Origin of the sequence: Bacillus cereus (genome assembly GCF_002577405.1) — a bacterium.
Classification (GTDB): domain Bacteria; phylum Bacillota; class Bacilli; order Bacillales; family Bacillaceae_G; genus Bacillus_A; species Bacillus_A cereus_AU.
Genome location: NZ_NULR01000008.1, coordinates 15,372 through 41,054 on the forward strand (window position 1 = coordinate 15,372; position 25,683 = coordinate 41,054).

The window sequence follows — 25,683 nt, forward strand, 5'->3', positions numbered from 1 at the left end:
CGAGATATGGCCAGCGCATGCCAAAATAAAAAGAGCCAGGTCCATAAAAAAATAAGGACCTGGCTCATAAAAGACATCATTATGTAAAGCCGTTAACTTCCCTACGCTGGTACGAGCCAGATCAGGTCCAAAGGGTTAAGAAGTTCACACGCTTCTCTCTCAGCCTACGCATACGTTAGGCACCCCTAGTTTATCACTGATTTAATTTTCAATACTTTCCCATCATACACGATAATCCGAAAAATGCAAACTTTATTTCTTTTGTCACTTATGGAATCATCCACGTTAAATAATATGCTTGAACATACGTCATAATACCAACAATAATGACGAAGAACAAACTATGTTTCACCGTGAAGCGGAACAGCTCTGATTCTTTCCCGGCAAGACCAACCGCCGCACAAGCGATCGCAATCGATTGCGGAGAAATCATTTTACCTGTTACACCGCCCGTTGTATTTGCTGCAACGAGAAGCACTTCAGGTACGCCAATTTGCTGTGCTGTAATTGCTTGTAGGTTCGAGAATAGTGCGTTCGCTGACGTATCTGATCCTGTTAAGAATACGCCAATCCAACCTAGGAATGGTGAGAAGAACGGGAATAACCCGCCAGTTCCTGCTAGTGCTAATGCTAATGTAGAAGATAAACCAGAATAGTTTGCGATAAACGCAAATCCTAATACAAATCCGATTGATAGAATTGGCATCTTAAGTTCGTTTAACGTTTCTTTAAATGTCACTACTGCATCTTTTGCACTCATTTTCAAAATAAAGATAGAAATGATACAAGCAATTAAAATTGCTGTTCCCGTTGCTGATACTACGTCAAGCTTCAAAATTGCCTCGTAAGGCGTCGGTTTATTTACAATCGGCTCCGCCTTCATTACTAAATTGTGTAAACCTGGGACTTCAAACTTAAATACAAGACTCTCTAATGCGCCGCCTGGAGCGAATAATGCTTTAAAGAAACTTTGGCTCCAAATGACTACCATCACAGTTAAAATAATGAACGGAGACCACGCTTTTACTACTTTTCCTACTGTTAGTTTCGGCATAGATGTTGATGTCGTTGCCGCGGCTACTTCACTATCCGCTTGTTTAGATTGATAAATCTCTTTCGGCTGCCAAACTTTTAAGAATAGCGACAAACTTACTAAACTTACAAGCGCTGACGTAATATCAGGAAGTTCTGGTCCTAAAAATGTCGCTGTAATGAACTGTGTAATTGCAAATGAGCTACCTGCTACAAATAACGCAGGCCATGTTTGTCTTACTCCTTTAAATCCATCCATTAAAAATACGATAAAGAACGGAACAAATAATGATAGGAATGGCAATTGATGTCCAGCCATTTGTCCAATTTTATGCGGATCAATACCTGTTACTTGTCCAGCAACCGTAATTGGAATCCCCATCGCTCCGAACGCTACCGGTGCAGTATTTGCGATTAAACAAAGACCTGCTGCATATAAAGGATTTAAGCCAAGACCTGCAAGAAGCGCTGCCGTAATTGCTACTGGTGCACCAAACCCTGCTGCCCCTTCCAAAAATGCGCCAAATGAAAAACCGATTAAAATGACGAGTAAACGATGATCATTTGTAATAGATAATACAGATGCACGAATCACATCAAATTGACCTGTTTTCACAGAAATTTTATATAAAAATACCGACATAATGATAATCCAAGCAATTGGCCATAATCCGTATAAAAAACCGTATCCGGTCGCTGCCATTGCCATTGTGAATGGCATTTTATACGCGAATAACGCCACCAAAATTGTAAGTACAACTGTAATAAATCCTGCCACATACCCCTTCATGCGGAATACTGCTAAAGCTAAGAAAAAAAAGATGATTGGAATAAGTGCGACTGCTGCCGAAATCCAAATGTTACCGAATGGATCGTAAACTTGTGTCCATGTGTTCATTGTTCTCTCCCCCTAAAGAATCCCCTTTTAAATAGATATAACCTTATCAATAGACTATCAGGTCATCATACCTTTAAGTCTAAAAATAAAAACGCCCTGGAAAACGTTTTCAATAACTTCTTTTATACTTTATCATAACAACTTTTATTTAAAAAGATTTTTTTGAAAATTTCATTATTTAATATAGAAATCTTACAAAAACGTCACGTTCTTGTAATGTTCATCGATAGGAAGCTTGCCAAAATTATTGCATAATGAATGTATAACAACAGACATTATTCATGAGGTGATATATATGAACGGAAACAAAATATTAGCTGCTTTATCATATTTTAGTGTACTATTCGCACCTATCTTATTCCCTATTATCGTGTGGATTGTGGGCGATTCTGAAACAAAACCACATGCAAAACGTGCTCTATGGACACATATCATTCCAAGCATCGCTACATTCATTGGATTAGTTATTCTAGGAATTATGGGCATCGGATCTGATCAACCAGACGTAACACTTGGAATCGGCGCAATGATTGTCTTATGTATTTGCGGAATCATTAGCTTATACTACTTCATTTGGAATATCGTAAAAGGTATTAAAGTACTGAAAGCTTAATTTTAAACAAACGTTTAATTAAAAAGGACACTTGCAAATTGCAAGTGTCCTTTCTCCCGTAAACGCCCGATTGGTGTGGGCTAATAATCCGTAGGAGATGCCCCCCACTGATTAAAGTTTCACTTTATCTTCTGCGTTTTTTCTTTTTTCTCATCATTTTCTTTCGGCGCGTATTCACTTTATCCGCTATAATGTGGAGCGTACTTGCCACAACAATTCCCATTACGAACGTTACAATTTCAACCTCATATTCCTTCGCAATTTCTATTAAATTCCCATCAAACGCTATTACATTTAATAGGAATAAAAATGGAGAAAATACGATTAACATGTATGCGATACGAATCACATCACCAAGTATAACCGTATGTGTAAAAAAGGAACGATGCGGCATTATCCTTTTATACGGATACCAAAATATACGCAGGAATCCCCATTTATTATACGCATTACTGTACGTATCTAAATCAGGTGTTAAAAATGAAGTACCTACTAAAAAGCCAATTGCAAAAGTTAATAAAAAATCAAAATTTGTTAATCCATACGAAAAAAGCAGAAACAAAACAACCGGAAGGGATATTAAGTTTATTTTCGTATGCGTTCTTCCTGATGGCATAATGCACTTCCTCGCTTACGTTCGCCCTGTCATCCTATGACAGTTCTCACCTATTGATCTAATTTCTGATCGATAAATGATGTGTCTATATCCGAACCAAACCATTCTGCCAACTTCACTCGTGCCTTATCTTTCACCTCTTCATTGACGTATAACGACGCCTGTATTAACGCGGCCGTTAGCGCCCCTAAATCATCCGTATAACCAATTCCAGCAACGAAATCTGGGATAGCATCTATCGGTGTGATAAAATAAACAAGTGCTCCAATTACAATAATTTTCACTCGTTTTGGAACATCAGGTCTTTGTAAAACGTAAAACAATAATAAACTGGCATAAATAACCGACTGCCCCGCTTGCTTTGCAACATGTTTTACTTTCTTCCAAAACGCTTCAACTGAAAATTTTTGTTCCATGTGAAAGCCTCCCTATTTTTAAAAGAAATAAGCTACAATATGTTATCAGTAAAAGTTCATCAAAATTGCACATAATCTATCAATGAATTTTTATTGTAACAAACAAACCAAAAAAGAACAAGTGTTCGTTAATTTTCACACACTTTCCTTCATATAATAGGTTTCTAGACAACCACTTACCCATCTTCATTTTTTATTTCTCAACCATGGAAATTTTCACTTTCACTTAGTACTTTGTTCCATCTTTGTTATATTTTCTAGTTGACGGACATATAAACGAATGTTAAAGTTTTCACTGGTAGTGACAATTCACATACAAAAAATGTAAAATGTTATAGTGTTTCTCAGAAATGAATTTTGTTGTATAATACAGAAATGACGTTATGCTTATGAGCAACAAAAGAAACCAAAAGGGTATGCATAGTTATAGTCGTATATGGGTGAATATAGAACCTCTAATTATGGCAAAGAAAACTATGTATTTTTTATTTTAGCATTTTTCGCTCCAAAATCGACCAAGCCTGATAGAGAAAGGGTGGAAATGAATGAAAGAAACCTTGAAATCACAATTTCAAAATGTGCGTTTCACTTTATTCGTAGCTTTGACCGTATGGCTGAAGACCTACATTATTACACGCACAAGCTTTGATTTAAAACTTGAATCTTTCATGCAAGAATTCATTTTATTCATTAGTCCATTAGCAGCATCATTACTGTTTGTGGGACTTGCATTATTTGCAAAAGGAAAAAAACGTAACTATATAGCACTTGGAATTAACTTCATCTTAACGTTCATTCTTGTTGGTAACGTAATGTTCTACGGATTCTACAATGACTTCGTTACTTTACCAGTACTAGGACAAACGTCTAACTTTGGGAGCTTAGGTTCTAGTGTGAAAGAATTACTGAACTTCAAAATTATCCTTGCATTTGCGGATATTATCGTATTCTTCGTTCTATTGAAGAAGAAGAAAGATTTTGCACCGACAGAGCGTGTAGCACGTCCGATGCGTTCTTTATACTTCGTATCAACGGTTGCTATTTTCTGCGCAAACCTAGGACTTGCAGAAGCTGAGCGTCCAGAACTATTAACACGTTCATTCGACCGCGTTATGCTAGTTAAAAACTTAGGACTATATGTACACCAAGTATACGATCTTGGCTTACAAGCAAAATCAAGTTCACAAAAAGCGTTTGCTGATAGTAGTAAATTGCAAGAAGCAGAAAACTATGTGAAAACAACACAAACTAAACCAGATCCAAATATGTTTGGTACTGCAAAAGGGAAAAACGTAATTGTTGTCTCTCTTGAATCATTACAAACATTCTTAATTGGTGCACAAGTTAACGGACAAGAAGTTACACCATTCTTAAACCAATTTGCGAAAGAAAGTTATTACTTCGATAACTTCTTCCATCAAACTGGGCAAGGTAAAACATCTGATGCTGAATTCTTAGTAGATACTTCACTATATCCACTAGACCGCGGTGCTGTATTCTTCACACACGGTAACAACGAATATACAGCAACTCCAGAAATTTTACGTGAGCAAGGGTATCACACGTCGGTATTCCACGCAAACAACGCAACATTCTGGAACCGTAACATTATGTATCCGGCACTTGGTTATGATCGTTACTACAACGAGCTTGACTACAAGATTACGCCAGAAACAAAATTAAACTGGGGATTAAAAGATATCGAATACTTCGATCAATCTATTGATATGTTAAAAGAAGTGAAGCAACCATTCTATACTCGCTTCCTTACTTTAACAAACCATTACCCATTCACTTATGATGACAGTACGAAATTAATCGATGAATACAATTCTGGCGATGGCGTATTTGATCGCTACATGGTAACCGCTCGTTATTTAGACGAAGCAATGAAACACTTTGTTGAACGTCTAAAAGCAGAAGGTATTTATGACAACTCAGTTATCGTATTCTACGGTGACCACTACGGTATTTCTGAAAACCATAACCGTGCAATGGCACAGTTCTTAGGAAAAGAAGAAATTACTACATTTGACCATATGAACTTACAAAAAACACCGATGTTTATTCACGTTCCAGGTCAAAAAGAAGGTAAAACAATTTCAAAACCAACTGGTGAAATTGATATTAAACCAACTATTCTAAACTTACTTGGTGTAGATTCTACGGATCAAATTCAATTCGGTCACGACGTATTCTCACCAGACAATAAGGGATTCGTTGTTCTTCGTGACGGTAGCTTCGTTACAGATAAGTACATGTACACGAACAGTACATTCTACGACCGTAACACAGGTGAAGTTGTACAATTACCGAAAGAAGAATCTCAACCACTAATTGATCGTGCACAAAATGAATTGAACATGTCTGACAAAATCATTGAAGGCGACTTACTTCGCTTCTCTGACAGTAACAAAACCAAAACTGGTGAAGTAAAAACAGCTATTAAAGAAGAAAAGAAGAGCGCTGAGTAATCTCAGCCTCTTTTTTTATATTCCTCTCTCTCGCCTCTTATATTCATTAACTTTAAAATTACATAAACTTTACCAAAGGTTCACATAGAATTAATGAAACATCTCTATAATAAAATATGTAAACGAGGTTCTACATATTTCTTATCTCTCATCTTAAATTAAGATCCCTTAAAGAGATGTGTAAATCTTTTGTTTCTACTTTCTTATAATTGTCTTTCAACATGTTTTGTTTCCATACACAAAACATTCAATAAGACGATGTCCCTATGAAAGATAGCTACCCTCCTTGTGCAGCATTCCATACGAATGTTGCTTTTTTTTATTAAAAAGCAGGATTCTCATTTCTTATTTTCGAATTTGTATATACGAAATACTGTAAATCATCTCTACTTCTCTATGATTTATAAATACATATACGTCATATGTAGAGAATGACTCACATAAAAATTACTATAGTGATTCTTATTCCAAATGAATTAAAGTTTCACGTTACTTATGTACTTACGAAAGGATGGGACGGAAATTGACATACGAAAGATTTGTACTTTGGAATGATGAGGTTATTGATACAACGAAACATAAAACGTACATAGAACTTGAAGAGAGAGGCTTACAGTTTGGAGATGGTGTCTATGAAGTCATTCGCCTATATAAAGGAAACTTTCACCTATTAGATCCGCACATAACAAGATTGTATCGCTCCATGGAAGAAGTAGAATTATCACTTCCTTTCTCAAAAGCTGAACTCATCACCTTACTTTACACATTAATTGAACGAAATCATTTCCACGAAGATGGCACAATTTATTTACAAGTATCTCGCGGTGTACAAGCTCGTACCCATGCATTCTCATATAACATTCCTCCGACAATTTATGCCTATATTACAAAGAAAGAACGACCAGCTTTATGGATTGAATATGGTATACGTGCTATATCAGAACCAGATACTCGCTGGCTACGCTGTGACATCAAATCATTAAATTTATTACCAAATGTATTAGCTGCTACGAAAGCTGAACGAAAAGGTTGTAAAGAAGCACTTTTCGTACGAAATGGCATTGTAACTGAAGGAAGCTGTTCTAATTTCTTTTTAATCAAAAATGGGACTCTTTACACACATCCAGCCAATCACCTTATTTTAAACGGCATTATTCGTCAATATGTCCTTTCTTTAGCGAAAACCCTTCAGATTCCTGTACAAGAAGAACTTTTCAGCGTTCGTGACGTTTATCAAGCCGATGAATGCTTTTTTACAGGAACGACGATTGAAATTTTACCGATGACTCACCTTGATGGAACGGCAATACAAGATGGTCAAGTTGGTCCTATCACAAAAATGCTACAAAGATCCTTTTCTCAAAGCTTGTTACATTCCAACATGTCATCTTCTTAAACACGAATAATCCCTATCCTTTCTACATTCAATATATGTATTTAATTGGAAATCAAGGTGTAGATTTATGCCTTGATTTTTTCTTGTAATCTTTTTGTCATATTCAGATTCCCGCATAAGTCTTGACAGTAATCGACATGCTCTTTAGAATTTTTAACAGTTGGTAAATATTTCTTCACTACATTACAGACAGAAAGGAATCGACAAATTATGAAAAAATACCTTGCCGGTCTTGCCGCAGTGTCTGTAGCAGGAGGAGCAGCACCTACACTTGATAGCGTTCAAGCTGCCCCTGAACAAAACACACAAAAAGCTGCTACAACTGTCCAAGCTTCCGCATCAAACAACTCATCTTATACGGTAAACACTAGCGTATTACATGTTCGTGCAGGATCAAGTACTTCTCACGACATCATCTCTCGCGTTTATAATGGTCAATCATTAAACGTAATTGGAGAAGAAAATGGTTGGTTCAAAATTAACCAAAATGGACAAACAGGCTATGTTAGTGGCGAATTTGTATCAAAAAATGGCTCAAGTAATTCCAATGTAAGTACCACAGGTGGAAAAAATACAGTTACAGCTGATGTATTACGTGTGCGTACAGCTCCTGACACGTCTAGTTCTGTTTCAGGACGTGTATATGAAGGACAAACTTTAAACGTGATTGGCCAAGAAAATGGTTGGACGAAAATCAACCATAATGGACAAGTGGGTTATGTAAGTAGCGAATTTGTATCTGGTGTTTCTTCTAATGCAGGTTCTTCTAACAACAATACGAATACTAACAACCAAACAACTGTACAACCAGCAAGTGGAAATTATACGGTAAACGTATCTTCCCTTCGTGTGCGTACAGGCCCTAGTACTTCTCATCCAACTGTAGGTTCTGTTCAACAAGGACAAGTAGTCAAAGTTGAAGGTGAAGTTCAAGATTGGTTCAAAATTCAATACGCAGGACAAACAGCTTACGTAAGCAAAGACTATGTAACAAAAGGCGGTTCTAACGACAACGTTACACAAGGCAACAACCAAGATAACAAACAAGAACAAAACAATAATGTAACTGTTCAAACTGGTGGTACTTACGTTGTTAACGCAACATCTCTACGTGTTCGTACGGGCCCTGCTGCTTATCATAGTGTAATTGGCGGCGTGTTAAACGGTACTACTTTAAACGTAATTGGATCTGAAAATGGTTGGTTTAAAGTAAACTACCAAGGAAAAACAGGCTTTGTTAGTAGCGAGTTTGTAAAATTCGTTAAAGGCGGCACTACTACTCCTGAACAACCAAAACAACCTGAACAACCTAGCCAAGCAATTGGTGACTACTACATTAATGCTTCTGCACTGAATGTACGTAGCGGTGAAGGTACAAATTATAGAATCATAGGCGCACTTCCACAAGGACAGAAGGTTCAAGTAATCTCTGAAAACTCTGGATGGAGTAAAATTAACTACAACGGTCAAACTGGTTATATCGGAACACGTTTCCTATCTAAAACACCAGTTGGTGGGGCAGTAGATAATAAGCCTAATGACAGTCAAAATAACAATCAAAACAATAATAACAACAATAATAATACAAACAATAATAGCGGTGACAGTTCTTCCCTACTTGCATACGCAAAATCAATGCAAGGCGTACCATACGTTTGGGGCGGTACTTCTGCTAACGGTGTTGACTGCAGTGGTTACATCTACCACGTATATAAGAAATTTGGTCATAACATTAGCCGCCAAAGTGTTGCAGGATATTGGAGTAGCTTACAACAAACTTCAAGTCCACAGCCAGGTGACTTAATTTATTTCAAAGACACTTATAAAGCTGGTCCTTCTCACATGGGTATCTACCTTGGTGGCGGATCATTTATCCAATCTGGAGATAAAGGTGTCGCAATCGCTTCATTAAGTAACTCTTATTGGAGCAAGCACTTCTTAGGTTATACGAAAGCACCTTAAGTTATAGTTTCAGAGCCTTCTAGTTTACTAGAAGGCTCTTTTTTGAAGGACTCAATATAAAGTGAAACTTTAATCAGTGGGTGTTTTGTCCATCCCCCACTGATGATTATTAGCCTTCACCAATTGGGCGTTTACGGGCTAAATCTCCCTTCATACTCTCTCTACAGCAAAAATTATGCGTTCATTCTCCTATTTCATACACTATATTCTATAAAATTTTTCCGAAACGTATCACAATGCATATATTTCTACAAAAAAACATAACCTATTTCATGTTAATTCATTTTATATGTGTTTTTTCAAAGAATTTTCTTTTTATTTAAACTTTTCGTTAGACGTTTGACCTCCGATGTCCATTATGATAAGTTACTTAAGATGTTATATTCGCAAAAGTATAGACAACTGGTTTATACACTTTTTTTACTATGAGGAAGGAGCATACACTGCATGAATCTTTTATGGGGAATTGGCGGCGTGATTGGAGTATTAGCAATTGCTTTCTTACTATCTTCCAACCGCAAAGCTATTAATTGGCGCACAATTTTAATCGCGCTAGCATTACAAATGTCATTTTCATTTATTGTATTACGATGGGATGCTGGAAAAGCAGTTTTAAAATACGCTGCTGACGGTGTTCAAGGATTAATTAATTTTTCTTACGAGGGAATTAGATTCGTTGCTGGGGATTTAGTCAACGCAAAAGGCCCTTGGGGATTTATCTTCGTTATTCAAGCACTACTTCCAATTGTATTTATTAGTTCATTAGTTGCAATCTTATATCATTTCGGTATTATGCAGAAATTCGTTAGTATCATTGGTGGTGCCTTAAGTAAACTTCTTGGAACTTCGAAAGCAGAAAGCTTAAACTCAGTAACAACTGTATTTTTAGGACAAACTGAAGCTCCAATCTTAATCAAACCTTACTTAGCACGCTTAACAAACAGTGAATTCTTCACTATTATGGTAAGTGGTATGACAGCTGTTGCCGGATCAGTTCTTGTCGGTTATGCAGCAATGGGAATTCCGTTAGAACACTTATTAGCAGCAGCAATTATGGCAGCTCCATCAAGTTTATTAATTGCAAAAATAATTATGCCAGAGACAGAACAAGTAGATAATAACGTTGAACTTTCTACAGAACGTGAAGACGCAAACGTTATTGATGCAGCTGCACGTGGTGCATCTGAAGGTATGCAACTTGTTATTAACGTAGCAGCAATGTTAATGGCTTTCATCGCATTAATCGCTTTATTAAATGGCTTATTAGGATGGGTTGGTTCTTGGTTCGATATTAAACTTAGCCTTGATTTAATCTTCGGTTACTTACTATCACCATTTGCAATCTTAATCGGTGTTTCTCCAAATGAAGCGATACAAGCAGCAAGCTTTATCGGTCAAAAACTTGCAATCAACGAATTCGTTGCATACGCAAACTTAGGACCACACATGGCAGAGTTCTCTGCAAAAACAAATCTAATTTTAACATTTGCAATCTGTGGTTTTGCAAACTTCTCTTCTATCGCAATTCAATTAGGTGTAACAGGAACGTTAGCTCCTACTCGCCGTAAGCAAATTGCACAATTAGGGATTAAAGCAGTTATCGCTGGTACACTAGCGAATTTCTTAAACGCAGCAGTTGCAGGTATGATGTTCCTATAATTTTATGTAAAATCTCCTCTTTTAAAGAGGAGATTTTTTTATATACTACAAATATAATTTTCACACATATCAAACACTTACATCTGGATGTATAGATAATATGTTACAATAATTAATATGTCTGTTTATTTTTTCTTGTAAAAAAGAGGGATACTATTTGATGTTGCACGCTTAAAAAGAATTTCAGCTACATGGTCCATTTCTGAATAGTTGTGCATACTACAAATATCCCACGCGAATTATCTTTAAGGAGGCAAGTTTCGTGAAAGATAAATCCTATAAAATCCTTTCTATGTGGATTTTACAAATTGTATTTTATTTTACTACTGTACATGTGACAAAATATGAGCACGCGCTCATTTTTACAATTATATATATAATCGTAAATGTACTATTCTTATTTTTAGCTGACAAAAAAGCATTTATTTTCTTCATACTAGGAACCATTATTTCCGTATTCTATTTATTTTATCAAGCATGGCTTTACTTATGGAGTACATCAGATCAATGGGAATATATTATTACTCACTTCTTGATGGCAGCAAACTTCTTCATTGTATACATCTCAACCCATCTATTAAAAAAGGTTATACATGAAAATAAAGAGTTAACTGAACGTGTGAGAACATTAGAACAATATATTGGAGAGTCAAAATTATTAACAAGACAAGAATTCGAGAGACGCCAAGCGTTATTAACAACTGCAATGGACCGTCGTAATGAAACAGGCTTTATTATTTACTTTGACTTCACTTCCTTTAGTAAATATACGAAGGAAAGTGTTATGGACCGTGTAGCTTCCTTATTAGTTGAGACTGTAAGAACTGATTTTGACCTTGCCGCTGAATACGACAATAGTACATTAGTCATTTTATTACAAAACACAAATGAAGTTGGTGCTAATATAGTAATGAACCGTCTACAGCCAAAAATGGAAAAATGGCTTGCGGCTGAGGCAATCCAAGATATAAAAATTTCAAGAGAGCAAATTGGAAATAAAGGACAGACATTATTATGATGACGCTCGTTATACTTCTTTTATTCCTTCTGTTTTGCGTACTCGTATTTTGGATCAGCATCACATTTTCAATTAAATACGTACTTATTTTTACAGCCTTTCTATTCTCTGGCTTACTCGTTTACTACTCTTTCTTAACACTTGCAGGCTTAGTTCACCGAAATAGTAAACGAAAAGATCGTACACTAGAACATTATCCAAGCGTCGATATTTTAATACCTGCCCATAATGAAGGGGTCGTTATTAAAGATACTTTAGAAGCGATGGCGAAGATTGAATATCCAGGAAAACTAACTGTTTATTTATTAAACGATAACTCTCAAGATGAAACACCTGAAATCGGTGATGATTTTGACAAGGCTTATGCTCATATTCGTCACATTCGTGTCCCGCCTGGTGAACCAAAAGGGAAATCACGTGTATTAAACTATGGCCTGAGTATTTCGGATGGTGAATATTTCTGTGTTTATGATGCAGATAACCAGCCTGAACCACATGCTTTACGCATGCTTGTAGAACATGCTGAAACAATCCAGGATGCTGTTGGGGCTGTTGGACATGTTCGTACTGTAAATGAAAAAAGAAACTGGCTAACGCGAATGATTTCATTAGAATTTCAAATCTTCCAGCTCCTTATGCAATCTGGACGTTGGTTACTATTCCAAACCGGTTCACTGACAGGAACAAACATGCTTCTTCGTCGCTCTGCGTTAGAAGAACTTGGCGGCTATGATCCTTATGCAATTGCAGAAGATGCTGAATTAACATTACGAATTACACAAAAAGGCTATCTCCTACCAATCGTTCCAGAATCGATTACATGGGAGCAAGAACCAGAGCATTTAAAAATTCTTATTAAGCAACGTACACGTTGGCTCCAAGGGAATTTGTACATTTTAGAAAAAATGTTCTCGTCATTAAGTTTCTTTAAAGGAAAACTTCTCGTCCATTCCTTACAGCAAGTTTTAGTGTATGTCGTATTTTGGCTTTTCCTAATCATTTCGAATGTTTGGTTCGTAATTGGGTTACTTGGGATATTCCAGATTCAATATAGTATTCCACTACTATTTATGTGGTACGTCGCATATATTACATATGTTTCGCAATTATTTAGTGCACAGAGTGTCGAACGAACCTTTACACCGACTAATATTTTCATTAGTGTCATCATGTACTTTACGTACGCACAGCTCTTTACGTACTTATTCATTCGTAGCTTAATCTTATACTTACGTGCAAAGAGTAAGAAACAAGTCATCGGCTGGGATAAAACGGTTCGATTCAAAAAAGATAAATAATAAGCGCATCTCCCGCTTATTATTATTTTGTAAAATAAAAACAAGCACAGAGCGCCGTAAGCTCTGTGCTTGTTTATTGCCGTATAAATTTATATATCAGACAATACCCCTTAGCTGAAAGTAATTTCACGTCCATCCCCCAACGAACGATCGACCTTCATTTATATACGAAAAAGTGATTGCTATTTTTGTAGAACCAATTGCTTCTCTTGCTGTTCTTTGCGCGTTTCAGTCTTAGGTTCCGTGCTTTCTTGGACACTACGATGTGCCACACGTTTCAAACAAATATGCTTCCACTTTCTTTCGTAACGTTTCATTATTCTAGATGTCCCCCTTGAATGCGATTTAAAACTATTTGAAATCGCTTACAGGAAATAATATAGCACATATAAATAAACGTGACAACACATTTCCGACAAATTTTTGTCAAAAATACGAATTGAATTCGCGAAATATCGAATGTTGTCGAAATATAGTGTTTTTCCTTTATATAAAAGGCATACTACTTATATAGTAATGTGTTTTATTTCCCTTACTTGTATGTAAAATCCCTTCTATAATAAAAAAGAGCTGATATAAAATCAGCCCCTTTCCTTCTATTATTTATGTTGTTTCGTACGCCCTTCTTTTTGCAACTCTTTAAATAGTGCTGCAATCATAAAGAAAATAACAAATACAAATGGGAATGCCGCGATAATCGACGCAGTTTGCAGTGCCTCTAATCCACCGACATACAATAAGGTCGAAGCTATCGCTGCTAGAACAATACCCCAAACCATTTTGATGCGATTTGGTGGGTTTAAACTACCATGTGTCGTTAACATCCCTAGAACAAACGTAGCAGAATCTGCTGATGTAATAAAGAATGTTGAAATAAGTAAAATAGCTAGGACAGATAAAGCCGGCCCCACGCCACCCATTTGATCTAACATAGCAAACAATCCTACTTCTGTGCCCATTTCTTTAATTTGGTCATATACATTCGCTCCGTCGAACAATTCCATGTGAATACCTGTTCCTCCAAAAACAGAGAACCAAAGGGCACCGATTATTGTTGGTACGAGTAACACACCGATAACAAACTCACGAATTGTACGTCCGCGTGATACACGAGCAATAAACGTACCTACGAATGGTGACCAAGCAATCCACCATGCCCAATAGAAAATTGTCCATGACTGAATCCATTGATTTCCGTCTTCATTTAATGGACTTAATCGGAAACTCATGCTTGGTAATTCTTGAATGTATGAACCAATTGTTGAAGTAAAGTAATTCATAATAAAGTTTGTTGGACCTGCAAATAATACAATTATCATAAGTGCAAACGCTAAAATAATATTCGTATTACTTAAATATTTAATTCCTTTATCGAGCCCTGTTTGTGCAGATAACATATAAAGAACTGTTACAATTCCGATAATTACTAACTGTGTCGGTAATGTGTTCGGAATGGATGTTAAATAACTAACACCACCTGCAATTTGCTTCGCCCCAAGTCCTAATGATGTCGCCACACCAAATACTGTCGCAAATACAGCTAGAACATCAAACATATGGGCAATACGGCCATGTTCACCGCCCTTAAATAGTGGACCCACTGTCGCACTAATTGTACTTGCCCTTCCTTTTCTAAATGTAAAATACGCGATGCATAATGCTACAAGTGCATATAATCCCCACGGATGTAATCCCCAATGGAAAAATGAAAAACGAAGTGCAAGACGTGCACTCTCTTCAGTTGCACCCTCTCCAAACGGCGGTGTGTATAAATGATTTAACGGTTCTGCAACGCCCCAAAAAACCAAACCGATTCCCATGCCGGCACTAAATAACATAGCAAACCATGTCATATAACTATAATCAGGTTCATCATCATCTTTACCTAAACGAATCGAACCGTACTTAGAAACAATTAAGAAAATAGCAATTCCTAAGAAAATAGAAACGGAAATAATATAGAACCAACCAAACTTACTAACTAACGCAGCTTGAATTGCAGTCGTTACATTTCCTAAGCTACCTTTTCCAATAATAGATTCGGGAATAATTCCCCACAGTGTAAATGCAATACATAATGTTAATGAGACAATAAATGTTTTCGTCAGTTTCCTCATCAAATCCCCCTTCGTATGTTTCATTTCTTGTAAATGACATAAATTCCGATATGTTAAATCGGATAGAAAACTATAGTTTTGCGGTGATTTTCTTTCGGCTCTCTTAGTTTTGCCTTCACCAATTAGAATTCTTATGGACAGCCTTACCTTCCGTATAACCTTTTCACTCTGCAAGAGCTATAAGATAGGAATACTACTGTCAAATTGCGTGAGAAAAATGCGGATGGGAAGAGATTTTCCCAAAAAAGGATGTGTTACAGATGTAAAAAAGGGCAGATTTGTTCTTTACAACCCTTTCTTCTTGTAACAATTATGCGGTTTTTTTGCTAGTATATAGCGCATGTTTATAACTTCACAAACGAGATGTTTATGTTTATATAACTATATTACCCATAAAACGGTAAAATACTCAAGGAATGTAACTGTATAGTAATCATTACGTAATATTCCTGTAACATTTTTATTTACGCCGAAAAAAATATGTTGCATTAAATATTTTGAATATAACTAGAAACCTAATAATGATATGGAATGAAAAACGCTTCCTTCTAATTCTAGCTATATTACAAAGTGTTAACGACTTATTACGAATGGTTTGTAATTGTGTGTTTTCCCAAAATCCGAAAAAATCTGTTGCTATAATGAGGACACGAAAACAAACGCAATGGAGGCTATCATGAAAAAATTAATTGGTATAGCAACAGCAGCAGTTTTTGGTCTTGGGATTTTCACATCATCTGCTAGCGCAGAAACTGTTGTAACAACAGACGTACTAAATGTACGAGAAAACCCTACTACTGAATCAAAAGTTGTCGGTAAATTACTAAATGGTCATAAATTAGATGTTCTAAATACAGAAAACGGATGGTCAAAAATCAAATTAAATGGTAAAGACGCATTCGTAAGTACAGAGTTTACAAAAAGCTCTTACTATGTAACAGCTAACGTATTAAATGTACGTGCTGAAGCGAACACAAACTCAGAAATTCTTGGAACGCTTAAGAAAGACGATATGATCGAAACAACGAACCAAGTACAAAATGAGTGGTTACAATTTGAATATAACGGGAAAACGGCTTATGTTCATGTTCCTTTCTTAACAGGTACAGCACCTGTTATTGAGAAACAAGAAACGCCTGCTCCTGCTAAAGCTGCAGCACCTACACCAGTAAAAACAGCTGCTAAGCCTGCAGTAAAAGCTGCTGAAACTAGCGAACCTTCTGGTGGTCGTGAGTTAACAGTTGAAGCTACAGCATATACAGCTCACCCGAGCGAAAATGGCGGCACATATGGTGGCCGTGTATTAACTGCAATGGGTCATGACCTAACAGCGAACCCAAACATGAAAATGATCGCTGTTGACCCGAAAGTAATCCCATTAGGATCTAAAGTATGGGTAGAAGGTTATGGAGAAGCTATCGCTGGTGATACTGGCGGTGCAATTAAAGGTAACCGTATCGACGTTCTAGTTGGATCGGATAGCGCTGCTCAAAAATGGGGACGCAAAACTGTTAAAGTGAAAATTTTAAAATAACCAATGACTGCTAAAGCCGGTTCTCTTTATTGAGAGCTGGCTTTTATTTTTTATATAATACATATAAGGAGGTGACGTCCATGAATTTACAAGCAAAGGTAGACTGGGTCGGTACACCAAAACCGTACATATATAAAGATGATGTAACATATGATGCAATCGCAATTGACTTCTCACTCGCAAACGATGACAATCGCTATAAATTAATTGTGCTCAGCCATGAAGAAAATACACATTACAAAATTGTGCAATATGGAATAAAACCAGGCTCTCAAAAGCCATTTCCTATTGATATTCCATTCGAAGAAAACATGTTACCCATCATAGAACAAATATTAAATGATCCATATGTTCAAGCGATATTAAAGGAATCGCGTTTCTAATTACAAAAAAGGATGTCACCTAGCAAAAAAGTTCAACTAGGTGACATCCTTTTCTATTTCTCCTTATTGGACATTAGTAAAAGAAATTATATCAACGATTTTTCGAATATATCTATCGTTACTCGCAATATATCAACGATTTTCCAATTATATCTATCATAACTTACAATATATCAACGGTTCGACATGAAATATCGATTCACAGGCAAAGGTTGACAATAGCGACGCTACCTAAAAAAGAGACTGTTCAAAATTGAACAGCCTCTCCCTTATGTTAACGAGTTGGACCAGATATTTCCTCTGATCTCAGCGTATTATTCGCTCCAAGAGAATGGTACAATATCTTTCCATTTCCATTAACAGTAACGATATGGTCATTATTAAAGCTCTTGAATTTTACAGAGCCATCACCATAACGAATATGATATTCTTCATATGTCGTTACTTTATATTTCGTATCACTTTGACGCTCTACATTACGCATTTCCATTGTTAATAAATCTTCTGTAATTCCTTTTTTGTGTAGATATTGTAAGTAATCACGGTCTTCCTTATACGATTTACCGCTCTTATCATAATCATTTTCAATTAAGCTAAAATCATTTAATGCAATCGCACGTACGTTATTATAAATGTGATTTTGTACAAAATCTCCAACTGCCGAACTAGAAGCTTCTTTCGGGAATTTTAAATAGTATGTGCTTTCTTCTCCAACTTTGATGCTTTCAGATTTAATGACACCAAAATCAGTGTTTTTCTCTAAATGTACTTCTACTGTTTCATCTGTCGATACAGGACCAAGGTTATAACTTCCGTAAGTTAATTTCCCACGCTTTTTCCCGTTTACAAATACAGTTGCATCGCTTTCATCAGACGAAATGGTTACATAATCTCCTTCAAGTGATAAATCCACTTCTACTTTCCCGCTCTTTTCATCTGCTAAATCTACTTCTTTCTCTGTTTCTAATTCAGTAAGTTCTGTCTTCGCTGTTGCTTTCACAACATAAGTACCTGGGAAGTATGGCCCCAGCTCTTTCGAAGTTTTATCACTAGAAAGTTCTGTTTCTTTTTTATCATTCACATATACTTCCGCATTCTTTGCAGTTGTATTAACACTCATGTAATACGATTTCATGCTGAACTTATACTTCGGATATAAGAACCACTCTTTTCCATCTTCTATAACTTGCCCATCTTTAAAGGACGCTTTATCCTTTGCTAGTTTTTGATCTACTGTCTCTTTTTGTAAATAGGACAGTAATTCTTTATTGTACGAAGGATTCTCCTTTAAATAACGTATGTACGCTTTAATATCTTCTGTCTTAACCTTTAAGCTTGGATCATCTACTTTCACAAACTCATCGATTGCATTTACATCTTTATTTTGGAATGCTTCGATCATTGCATTTACTTGCTTTTCCTTCGAAAACTTACTTGCACCGAATTTATATGCGCCAAACAAAATAGCAAAAACAATGACAAAACCTATAAGTAAAAACATGTTTTTCTTACTTTTCACTGGCTTTGTTCCTATCTGCATTTCTGAATGAGAAGAAGCTGTTTGATCAGCAATTTCTTCTACCTTACTTCCGCAATCCGGACAAAAATTCAAATGATCTGCAACCTGCTTTTTACAAGTTCCACAAAACTTCAATATGCTCTCCCCCTACTTTTTCGCTAATTTCATTCCAACAAATGCCGCTACATATGTCACAATAAAACTAAACAAGATTAAATATACAAATGAATTTTGCATAAATAATACAGTACCGCTCGCTCCGAATACATTCATTACATTTCCAGACACATCAATTTGGAACTTAGAAATTATGTTCATTACAACCATCATAATTGTGTAAGAACCGCTGCATACCGCTAGTGTAATATACATATTAGTAGTCGGTAATTCTGCTAATTTCCTACCTGCTCTAAACATAAAGAAGAATGGAATCACAAGTAATAATAAACCATAATGGAAGTTGCTATTTACTTCATCAACCTCAGCAATATCTTCCTGTGTTCCTCCTTGTGTAATCGCTATATCCTTCATCCCAATCCCGTTTACAGAAATACCCGATACGAACGAAAAGGCTATTTTGTTATCAGATGATTGCTTACTAATTCCTTTAAATTCACGATCAAATGCTGGACTTGATACCTCTAAAGGAGAAAAGTGAGCCATACTCCATAATTGCGGTGTTAATTCTAGTGCTAATAATGCTCCTTGCGTTTTTGAAGCTTTCATTTCTTTTAATGGTTCAACACTGTCTTCGTTACTTACTAACGCCATAGCTAAAATACACGTTACTACCGCTGTCACTAAAAGTCCTTTTATCATGGCTGAAATCCCATAATAAATAGATGCTCCATACGGCATTAACTCTTGAAACGCTGCTGCCATATTGTTTTTGCTTGTATGAACAATAAATCCTACTAAAGTGAATAACGTTCCACATACAAAACCACTTAGGAAGCTCTTAACAGCTGAATAACCAACTGTTATCTTACCTGCATCTGAGAATGGGATTGTAAAAGATTGTGATGCTACAAAGCTTATAATAAGTAAAAATATTCCATATACAATACCGACTGTTGCTGCTACAAAGGTTTGATCCTTAATCGTCTTCGCAACACCTTGTTTCCCTAACCATATTCCTGTACCAGCTAAAATAATGAATGGAACAATTAATAATAAAACAAATGGAGTATGCCAAGATAAAGATAACATCACTCCACTACCATCACCGGCTGTAAAACCAAGCAAATGATAATTTAATAACGTAGAAGTTGCGCTTGCATAGAAGCTTGGTAGCATTTCCAGTTCTTTCGTAAGATCGCTAAACATCTCACTTAATATAGAAGCAAATAATAAACTTCCAATCCAACCAGCAACTAACATAAGAACACTTGCAATAGCCCCACCAATTAAACCTGTTTTTAAAGTTGCTTTATCTGCTGTAAATGCAACTTTAGGAGCACTATCCATCGTAGGTAATTTTACAAGTTGTTCTTTTTTCTTAACAACAAATAAAGAATGCCCACACTTTTGACAATATACATTTTGCTGAGCATTTTCATTACCGCAACCTCTACAATATTTAGCAGTATCTTGCTCTAACGTTACTGTATCTACTGCCCCGGCAATCTCCATACTTCCTTCATTAGGACAATAATTCACTTCTTCACCATGTTGTTTTCCGCACGTGCGACAATACATCTTATTCACTCCCCACTTTGCTTAATTCCACAAACCGGGCAGTAAGTAGAGTTTTTATCAATATACTCATTACATGTAATACAATTTTCCTTCTCACTATTGCTTTCTACCGCTAACATTGGGTTAGGATTTCCACATGAACCACAGAACTTATCATTTATTGATAAAGACCCGCCACATTCACAAGTTGCTTTCTCGCCTTGTTGTTTTTGCAATTCAACTATTCGTTTTCTTGCTTGATAAATAGCAACATCAAACTCTTGAATTGGAGCAATCACTTCTTTTAAACCCGCTTCATTTACTCCGTTCCCTCTTAGTTGAACATATACCTGTTGTCCAAGATCTAATAAAACTTCTGCTTTTTTCTGCATTTGCACTTGCATTCCCTTTTTTAACTGAGCAATTTCTTGTGCAATTTGCAACTTCTGCTTTCCTTGTTCTATTCCCTCTTGTAACTTATTCATTCCACTACCTAATTTCGTCTGTAAATCTGACAAATGACTTCTCTCCCTATAAATATATAGTAATATGTAAAATTAACATTTTATATATTACCATGATTTTCAATTTATGTAATCCAAATTTCATTTTTTCTGTTTTGAGCATTTTTTGTTTATAATGGTAAAGGAAAGAAATATGTGTACGGAGGAATATTATGCTGCAACACTCAATTACGAAAGATGAAATTATGATGATTGCGAATGAGTTCGTTCAAGGGCTTGATCCGCAGCAAGTTGCTGATCAGGAACATGTCGCTACAGCTCGGCACCTATATCGTAGTGGTGTTGTCTATAACGTTGACTTTGATGGTTATACGCTATCAGGAACTGTAGATGCTGAAGGCAGCGTATATAGCGTTCATATCCCGATTCGTAATGTCGCTGAAAGCTATTGCGATTGCTTCGCACCAACGCAATGTGAGCATATGCTCGCTGTGTTACTATCTGCAGCGTCTAGTTTCGGGCAAGTAGGAGATGTATTAACTTTATTTAAAAATAATACGAAACCCTCCCTTCCTCCTATTCGAACTGCAAGACAAGTATTGCAATCATCAGCTTTTGAAGAAACGGATTATAAAAGTTGGCAATCGTATTTTGAAAAAGAATATGAATCATTTAAAAAAGAACAAGCTCGGCTTACTTATAAACAAATGTATTTTCTTATGAGTATCTTTACAGACTTCTATACGAAACTCGAGCGAAAAGCTCCGCGCGTCATTGCAATACATGAATTGTTCCGGCTACACGCGGCACTTTATTGCTTTCAAAAATTATTAGAAGAAATTCAGGCATTCGAAGAAAACAAAACGTATTCCTATCATCAACCGGTTAACGTCGTTCGCCTATTTGTAGATAAAGTGGAATCCATCGTTCGGGACTTACAAGCAGAAGCGATTCCTTCAGAGTCTGAATCAATTTTACAAGAAACAGCTCGTCTCATTCATGAAGTATTCTTCTCCACCGACTCCTATACACAAGAACGATTTTTCATTTATCGTCACATATGGAGTGAACTCTTAAACAATAAAGAGAAACTGCAAGAAGAAGAAAAACGAATCGATACGAAAATTAATCCACTTTCCAAAGCATTAGCATCTTCTCACCTACTCTTTTTAAATGATGAAGACCTATTAGCAATGGACGTACTTAAAAAACAGCCTTCTTCTGTTGTAAGTCTGTACTTCTATTGGTTAGAAGAGCTATTAAGTACCATGCAGTGGGATCGTGCGAAAAACTGGCTTTCCTTTACGTATAAACAAGTAAAGGAAACGATACATGAGCACGAAAATATAATCTTTATAAAAGATATCGTTCGGTTATTTGTAATCATGTATGAAACATATGCAACACATACAAATGAACAAGCCGGATTCGAAATGATTCTGCAAGAACTCCTGCCGTATAGTTTCGCAAACTATGAACAATACGTACTCGCGAAAAAACAGTATCACACATGGGCAGAACTTCATCTCTTATATGGATTTGAAGCAATTGAACTATTAAAGGAGCCGCTGAAAGATATTGAAAAAGAAGCGCCAGAAGCAGCACTTCCTCTTTACCATCTTGCTGCTACCGAAGCCATTGAAGAACGTAATCGTAAATCATATAGACGTGCCGTTCGTTACTTAAAGAAATTACGTACATTATATAAACGATTAAAGCGCACCGATGAATGGGATGCTTTCATTATTCACATCGCCAATCTCCATTCGCGTCTGCGTGCACTACAAGAGGAATTACGGAAAGGAAAATTAATCGATGATCAATCAAACTGAAGTAACAATTAGGCTCCAGCACGTTAGTCAAGGTTGGTTCCTTTGGGGAGAAGATGACAGCGGTACTCCATTATCCGTAACAAGTTGGAAACGAAATGCATTCACATGGCACTCCACTTCCTTCTATGGCACGTTTCTAAAGGAAGCTACATTTGAAGGAAAACAAGGTGTTATGCTAACAAACGCACAAGCATTTGAATACATCGCAAACAAACCGATGAACTCTTTTGCAAATATGCAAATAAACGGTCCTATTACAGCACTTGCAAAGGAAGCAAATGAATTATGGGATGCCTTCGTAAGCGGGAGCTTCGTACCCGATATGGAACGTTGGCCGAAACAACCATCTTGGAAAGTTCAAAATACACCAATCGAAGATAACACATTGGCTTCTCTTTTCTCGTCTGCGGTAAATGAAAGCATATTACAAGATAACCGTTCAAATGATGGATGGGAAGATGCTAAAAGGCTATATGAACATTACGACTTTACGAAAAGGCAACTGGAAACTGCACTTCATGAAGAAGATTGGCTTCGAAAAATTGGTTATATTGAAGATGACCTTCCGTTTACAATCGGACTAAGACTACAAGAACCACTAGAAGAATTTGAAATGTGGAAACTTGAGACGATTGTTACGCCAAAGCGCGGAGCACATCGCATATATGTATATGAAAACATCGATTCTTTACCGAAAAGATGGCACGATTATGAAGAACGTGTTATAGAAACACAAGAAGGTTTTAGTAAGCTCGTACCATGGTTAAAAGAAGATGATACGTTCCGAAATGAACTCTTTGAAACAGAAGCGTGGAACTTCTTAACAGAAGCAAGTAACGAATTACTCGCAGCAGGTATTACGATTTTACTACCATCATGGTGGCAAAATTTAAAAACAACAAAACCAAAATTACGTGTACAGCTGAAGCAAAATGTAGCACAAACACAATCTTTCTTCGGCATGAATACGCTCGTTAACTTCGACTGGCGCATTTCAACGAACGGCATTGATTTATCAGAAAGCGAATTTTTTGAACTCGTTGAACAAAACAAACGGTTATTCAATATAAATGGTCAATGGATGCGGCTAGATCCAGCCTTTATTGAAGAAGTAAGAAAACTAATGAACCGTGCCGATAAATATGGACTAGAAATGAAAGATGTCCTCCAGCAACATTTATCGAACACTGCTGAAACAGAAATTGTAGAAGAAGATAGTCCGTTTACTGATATTGAAATCGAACTAGACGGATATTATGAAGATCTCTTCCAAAAGTTATTGCACATCGGAGATATTCCGAAAGTAGATGTCCCTTCCTCCCTACATGCAACACTCCGTCCGTATCAACAACACGGCATTGAGTGGTTATTATATTTACGAAAACTTGGATTTGGGGCATTATTAGCCGACGATATGGGACTTGGGAAAAGTATTCAAACAATCACTTACTTACTATATGCAAAAGAAAACAATCTCAAAACAGGCCCTGCATTAATCGTAGCGCCGACATCCGTTCTTGGGAATTGGCAAAAAGAATTTGAGCGTTTCGCGCCGAATTTACGTGTTCAATTACATTACGGAAGTAACCGAGATAAGGGAGATTCATTTGAAGATTTCCTTCAGTCGGCAGATGTAGTATTAACGTCTTATGCATTAGCTCAGCTCGATGAGGAAGAGCTGACTTCGTTATGCTGGGACGCTGTTATTTTGGATGAAGCACAAAATATTAAGAACCCACATACGAAACAGTCGAAAGCAGTACGAAACTTACAAGCAAATCACAAAATCGCTTTAACTGGTACGCCGATGGAAAATCGACTCGCCGAGCTTTGGTCCCTATTCGATTTTATTAATCATGGCTACCTCGGAAGCTTAGGACAATTCCAGCGCCGCTTCGTCACACCAATTGAAAAGGACCGTGATGAAGGAAAAATCCAACAAGTTCAACGTTTTATCTCACCATTTTTACTGCGCCGAACGAAGAAAGATCAAACAGTCGCATTAAACTTACCAGATAAACAAGAACAGAAAGCTTACTGCCCTCTTACTGGGGAGCAGGCTTCCTTATATGAACAACTTGTTCAAGATACATTGCAAAATGTAGAAGGATTAAGCGGGATTGAGCGCCGCGGATTTATATTACTTATGCTGAACAAGCTAAAACAAATTTGTAATCATCCAGCTCTTTATTTAAAAGAAGAAGAACCACAAAATGTCGTTGAACGCTCTATGAAAACAAAAACGTTAATGGAGCTCATTGAAAATATAAAAGATCAAAATGAAAGTTGCCTCATCTTCACTCAATACATTGGCATGGGGAATATGCTAAAACGTGTGCTAGAAGAAAAATTCGGTCAGCGCGTCCTCTTCTTAAACGGTAGTGTACCGAAGAAAGAGCGGGATAAAATGATTGAGCAGTTCCAAAACGGAACGTATGATATTTTCATCTTATCATTAAAAGCTGGCGGAACAGGCTTAAACTTAACTGCTGCTAACCATGTCATTCACTATGACCGTTGGTGGAATCCAGCTGTAGAAAATCAAGCAACGGACCGCGCATATCGTATTGGTCAAAAACGATTCGTTCATGTTCATAAGCTCATTACGACAGGAACGTTAGAAGAGAAAATTGATGAAATGTTAGAACGAAAACAATCACTAAACAACGCTGTCATTACAAGTGATAGTTGGATGACGGAACTATCCACAGACGAATTAAAAGAATTACTTGGTGTATAAAGTGAAACTTTAACCACCCGGGAATTTTACTACCC

General features: G+C 36.6%; 19 protein-coding genes and 1 riboswitch. Of the genes, 11 read left to right on the top strand and 8 right to left on the bottom strand.

The genetic code is table 11. The annotated features are described in order from the left end of the window. Positions 1-81 precede the first annotated feature (81 nt). A riboswitch (TPP riboswitch) is annotated at positions 82-197 on the bottom strand. Positions 198-268: 71 nt separating this feature from the next. After that, positions 269-1,930 (bottom strand): L-lactate permease, encoded by a 1,662-nt coding sequence (gene lldP, locus COC96_RS11455; RefSeq protein WP_098269326.1) that lies wholly within the window; start codon positions 1,928-1,930, stop codon positions 269-271. A 295-nt stretch (positions 1,931-2,225) separates the two neighbouring features. Between lldP and COC96_RS11460 the strand changes: the two genes are divergently transcribed. Beyond that, positions 2,226-2,543 carry a DUF4870 domain-containing protein gene (locus COC96_RS11460; RefSeq protein ID WP_070145517.1) on the top strand — a complete coding sequence of 106 codons (318 nt, stop codon included), beginning with the start codon at positions 2,226-2,228 and terminating at the stop codon, positions 2,541-2,543. Positions 2,544-2,667: 124 nt separating this feature from the next. Here the strand turns inward: COC96_RS11460 and COC96_RS11465 are convergent, their stop codons facing one another. Next, positions 2,668-3,159 (bottom strand): metal-binding protein, encoded by a 492-nt coding sequence (locus tag COC96_RS11465; protein ID WP_098269327.1) that lies wholly within the window; start codon positions 3,157-3,159, stop codon positions 2,668-2,670. A gap of 50 nt (positions 3,160-3,209) precedes the next feature. Further along, positions 3,210-3,575 (bottom strand): YkvA family protein, encoded by a 366-nt coding sequence (locus COC96_RS11470; RefSeq protein ID WP_097904794.1) that lies wholly within the window; start codon positions 3,573-3,575, stop codon positions 3,210-3,212. Positions 3,576-4,120: 545 nt separating this feature from the next. Here COC96_RS11470 and COC96_RS11480 point away from each other — a divergent pair. The 6 genes from COC96_RS11480 (at position 4,121) to COC96_RS11510 (ending at position 13,382) form a co-directional block, all read left to right on the top strand. Beyond that, positions 4,121-6,049, top strand: a complete 1,929-nt coding sequence (locus COC96_RS11480) for an LTA synthase family protein (RefSeq protein ID WP_098269328.1) — start codon at positions 4,121-4,123, stop codon at positions 6,047-6,049. A gap of 511 nt (positions 6,050-6,560) precedes the next feature. Continuing rightward, entirely contained in the window at positions 6,561-7,445 is an 885-nt protein-coding gene (locus COC96_RS11490; protein ID WP_098269330.1) for a D-amino-acid transaminase, read from the top strand. A 210-nt stretch (positions 7,446-7,655) separates the two neighbouring features. After that, entirely contained in the window at positions 7,656-9,407 is a 1,752-nt protein-coding gene (locus COC96_RS11495) for a C40 family peptidase (RefSeq protein WP_098269331.1), read from the top strand. A 447-nt stretch (positions 9,408-9,854) separates the two neighbouring features. After that, positions 9,855-11,066 (top strand): NupC/NupG family nucleoside CNT transporter, encoded by a 1,212-nt coding sequence (locus COC96_RS11500; protein WP_088229891.1) that lies wholly within the window; start codon positions 9,855-9,857, stop codon positions 11,064-11,066. 262 nt (positions 11,067-11,328) lie between these two features. Beyond that, positions 11,329-12,084, top strand: a complete 756-nt coding sequence (locus tag COC96_RS11505) for a dGTP triphosphohydrolase (RefSeq protein WP_098768832.1) — start codon at positions 11,329-11,331, stop codon at positions 12,082-12,084. Then, entirely contained in the window at positions 12,081-13,382 is a 1,302-nt protein-coding gene (locus COC96_RS11510; RefSeq protein WP_098269333.1) for a glycosyltransferase family 2 protein, read from the top strand. Before COC96_RS11505 ends, COC96_RS11510 begins: the two co-directional genes overlap by 4 nt. 182 nt (positions 13,383-13,564) lie before the next feature. Here the strand turns inward: COC96_RS11510 and COC96_RS28015 are convergent, their stop codons facing one another. After that, positions 13,565-13,699 carry a hypothetical protein gene (locus COC96_RS28015; RefSeq protein ID WP_000833067.1) on the bottom strand — a complete coding sequence of 45 codons (135 nt, stop codon included), beginning with the start codon at positions 13,697-13,699 and terminating at the stop codon, positions 13,565-13,567. 282 nt (positions 13,700-13,981) lie between these two features. Then, positions 13,982-15,499, bottom strand: a complete 1,518-nt coding sequence (gene opuD, locus COC96_RS11520) for a glycine betaine transporter OpuD (protein WP_098269334.1) — start codon at positions 15,497-15,499, stop codon at positions 13,982-13,984. A 664-nt stretch (positions 15,500-16,163) separates the two neighbouring features. Between opuD and COC96_RS11530 the strand changes: the two genes are divergently transcribed. Together COC96_RS11530 and COC96_RS11535 are read left to right on the top strand one after the other, a co-directional pair. Beyond that, a complete protein-coding gene (locus COC96_RS11530; protein ID WP_180234958.1) occupies positions 16,164-17,033 on the top strand; it encodes a cell wall-binding protein EntA in 870 nt (289 codons plus the stop codon). A gap of 80 nt (positions 17,034-17,113) precedes the next feature. Continuing rightward, a complete protein-coding gene (locus tag COC96_RS11535; RefSeq protein WP_098269336.1) occupies positions 17,114-17,416 on the top strand; it encodes a DUF3910 family protein in 303 nt (100 codons plus the stop codon). Between the two features lie 274 nt (positions 17,417-17,690). Here COC96_RS11535 and COC96_RS11540 read toward each other — a convergent pair whose 3' ends face one another. From COC96_RS11540 to COC96_RS11550, 3 genes are read right to left on the bottom strand one after another with little or no spacing between them, the layout of a single operon-like run. Beyond that, on the bottom strand, positions 17,691-19,070 hold the full coding sequence (locus COC96_RS11540) for a zinc ribbon domain-containing protein (RefSeq protein ID WP_098768834.1): 1,380 nt from the start codon (positions 19,068-19,070) through the stop codon (positions 17,691-17,693). Between the two features lie 12 nt (positions 19,071-19,082). Further along, on the bottom strand, positions 19,083-20,633 hold the full coding sequence (locus tag COC96_RS11545) for a zinc ribbon domain-containing protein (RefSeq protein ID WP_098768835.1): 1,551 nt from the start codon (positions 20,631-20,633) through the stop codon (positions 19,083-19,085). Between the two features lie 5 nt (positions 20,634-20,638). Continuing rightward, positions 20,639-21,130: a zinc ribbon domain-containing protein gene (locus COC96_RS11550; RefSeq protein ID WP_098269339.1), complete on the bottom strand. Its 492-nt coding sequence runs from the start codon at positions 21,128-21,130 to the stop codon at positions 20,639-20,641. Positions 21,131-21,288: 158 nt separating this feature from the next. On the opposite strand from COC96_RS11550, the gene COC96_RS11555 reads away from it, so the two are divergent. Together COC96_RS11555 and COC96_RS11560 are read left to right on the top strand one after the other, a co-directional pair. Continuing rightward, entirely contained in the window at positions 21,289-22,908 is a 1,620-nt protein-coding gene (locus COC96_RS11555; protein ID WP_098768836.1) for an SWIM zinc finger family protein, read from the top strand. Further along, positions 22,892-25,648 (top strand): DEAD/DEAH box helicase, encoded by a 2,757-nt coding sequence (locus COC96_RS11560; protein WP_098768837.1) that lies wholly within the window; start codon positions 22,892-22,894, stop codon positions 25,646-25,648. Before COC96_RS11555 ends, COC96_RS11560 begins: the two co-directional genes overlap by 17 nt. Positions 25,649-25,683: the final 35 nt, after the last annotated feature.

Coding starts and splice junctions, on each gene's coding strand:
- COC96_RS11555 (WP_098768836.1), top strand. CDS start 21,289: ATGCTGCAACACTCAATTACGAAAGATGAAATTATGATGATTGCGAAT.
- COC96_RS11535 (WP_098269336.1), top strand. CDS start 17,114: ATGAATTTACAAGCAAAGGTAGACTGGGTCGGTACACCAAAACCGTAC.
- COC96_RS11510 (WP_098269333.1), top strand. CDS start 12,081: ATGATGACGCTCGTTATACTTCTTTTATTCCTTCTGTTTTGCGTACTC.
- opuD (WP_098269334.1), bottom strand. CDS start 15,499: ATGAGGAAACTGACGAAAACATTTATTGTCTCATTAACATTATGTATT.
- COC96_RS11460 (WP_070145517.1), top strand. CDS start 2,226: ATGAACGGAAACAAAATATTAGCTGCTTTATCATATTTTAGTGTACTA.
- lldP (WP_098269326.1), bottom strand. CDS start 1,930: ATGAACACATGGACACAAGTTTACGATCCATTCGGTAACATTTGGATT.
- COC96_RS28015 (WP_000833067.1), bottom strand. CDS start 13,699: ATGAAACGTTACGAAAGAAAGTGGAAGCATATTTGTTTGAAACGTGTG.
- COC96_RS11545 (WP_098768835.1), bottom strand. CDS start 20,633: ATGTATTGTCGCACGTGCGGAAAACAACATGGTGAAGAAGTGAATTAT.
- COC96_RS11500 (WP_088229891.1), top strand. CDS start 9,855: ATGAATCTTTTATGGGGAATTGGCGGCGTGATTGGAGTATTAGCAATT.
- COC96_RS11560 (WP_098768837.1), top strand. CDS start 22,892: ATGATCAATCAAACTGAAGTAACAATTAGGCTCCAGCACGTTAGTCAA.
- COC96_RS11530 (WP_180234958.1), top strand. CDS start 16,164: ATGGAGGCTATCATGAAAAAATTAATTGGTATAGCAACAGCAGCAGTT.
- COC96_RS11495 (WP_098269331.1), top strand. CDS start 7,656: ATGAAAAAATACCTTGCCGGTCTTGCCGCAGTGTCTGTAGCAGGAGGA.
- COC96_RS11470 (WP_097904794.1), bottom strand. CDS start 3,575: ATGGAACAAAAATTTTCAGTTGAAGCGTTTTGGAAGAAAGTAAAACAT.
- COC96_RS11465 (WP_098269327.1), bottom strand. CDS start 3,159: ATGCCATCAGGAAGAACGCATACGAAAATAAACTTAATATCCCTTCCG.
- COC96_RS11480 (WP_098269328.1), top strand. CDS start 4,121: ATGAAAGAAACCTTGAAATCACAATTTCAAAATGTGCGTTTCACTTTA.
- COC96_RS11490 (WP_098269330.1), top strand. CDS start 6,561: ATGGGACGGAAATTGACATACGAAAGATTTGTACTTTGGAATGATGAG.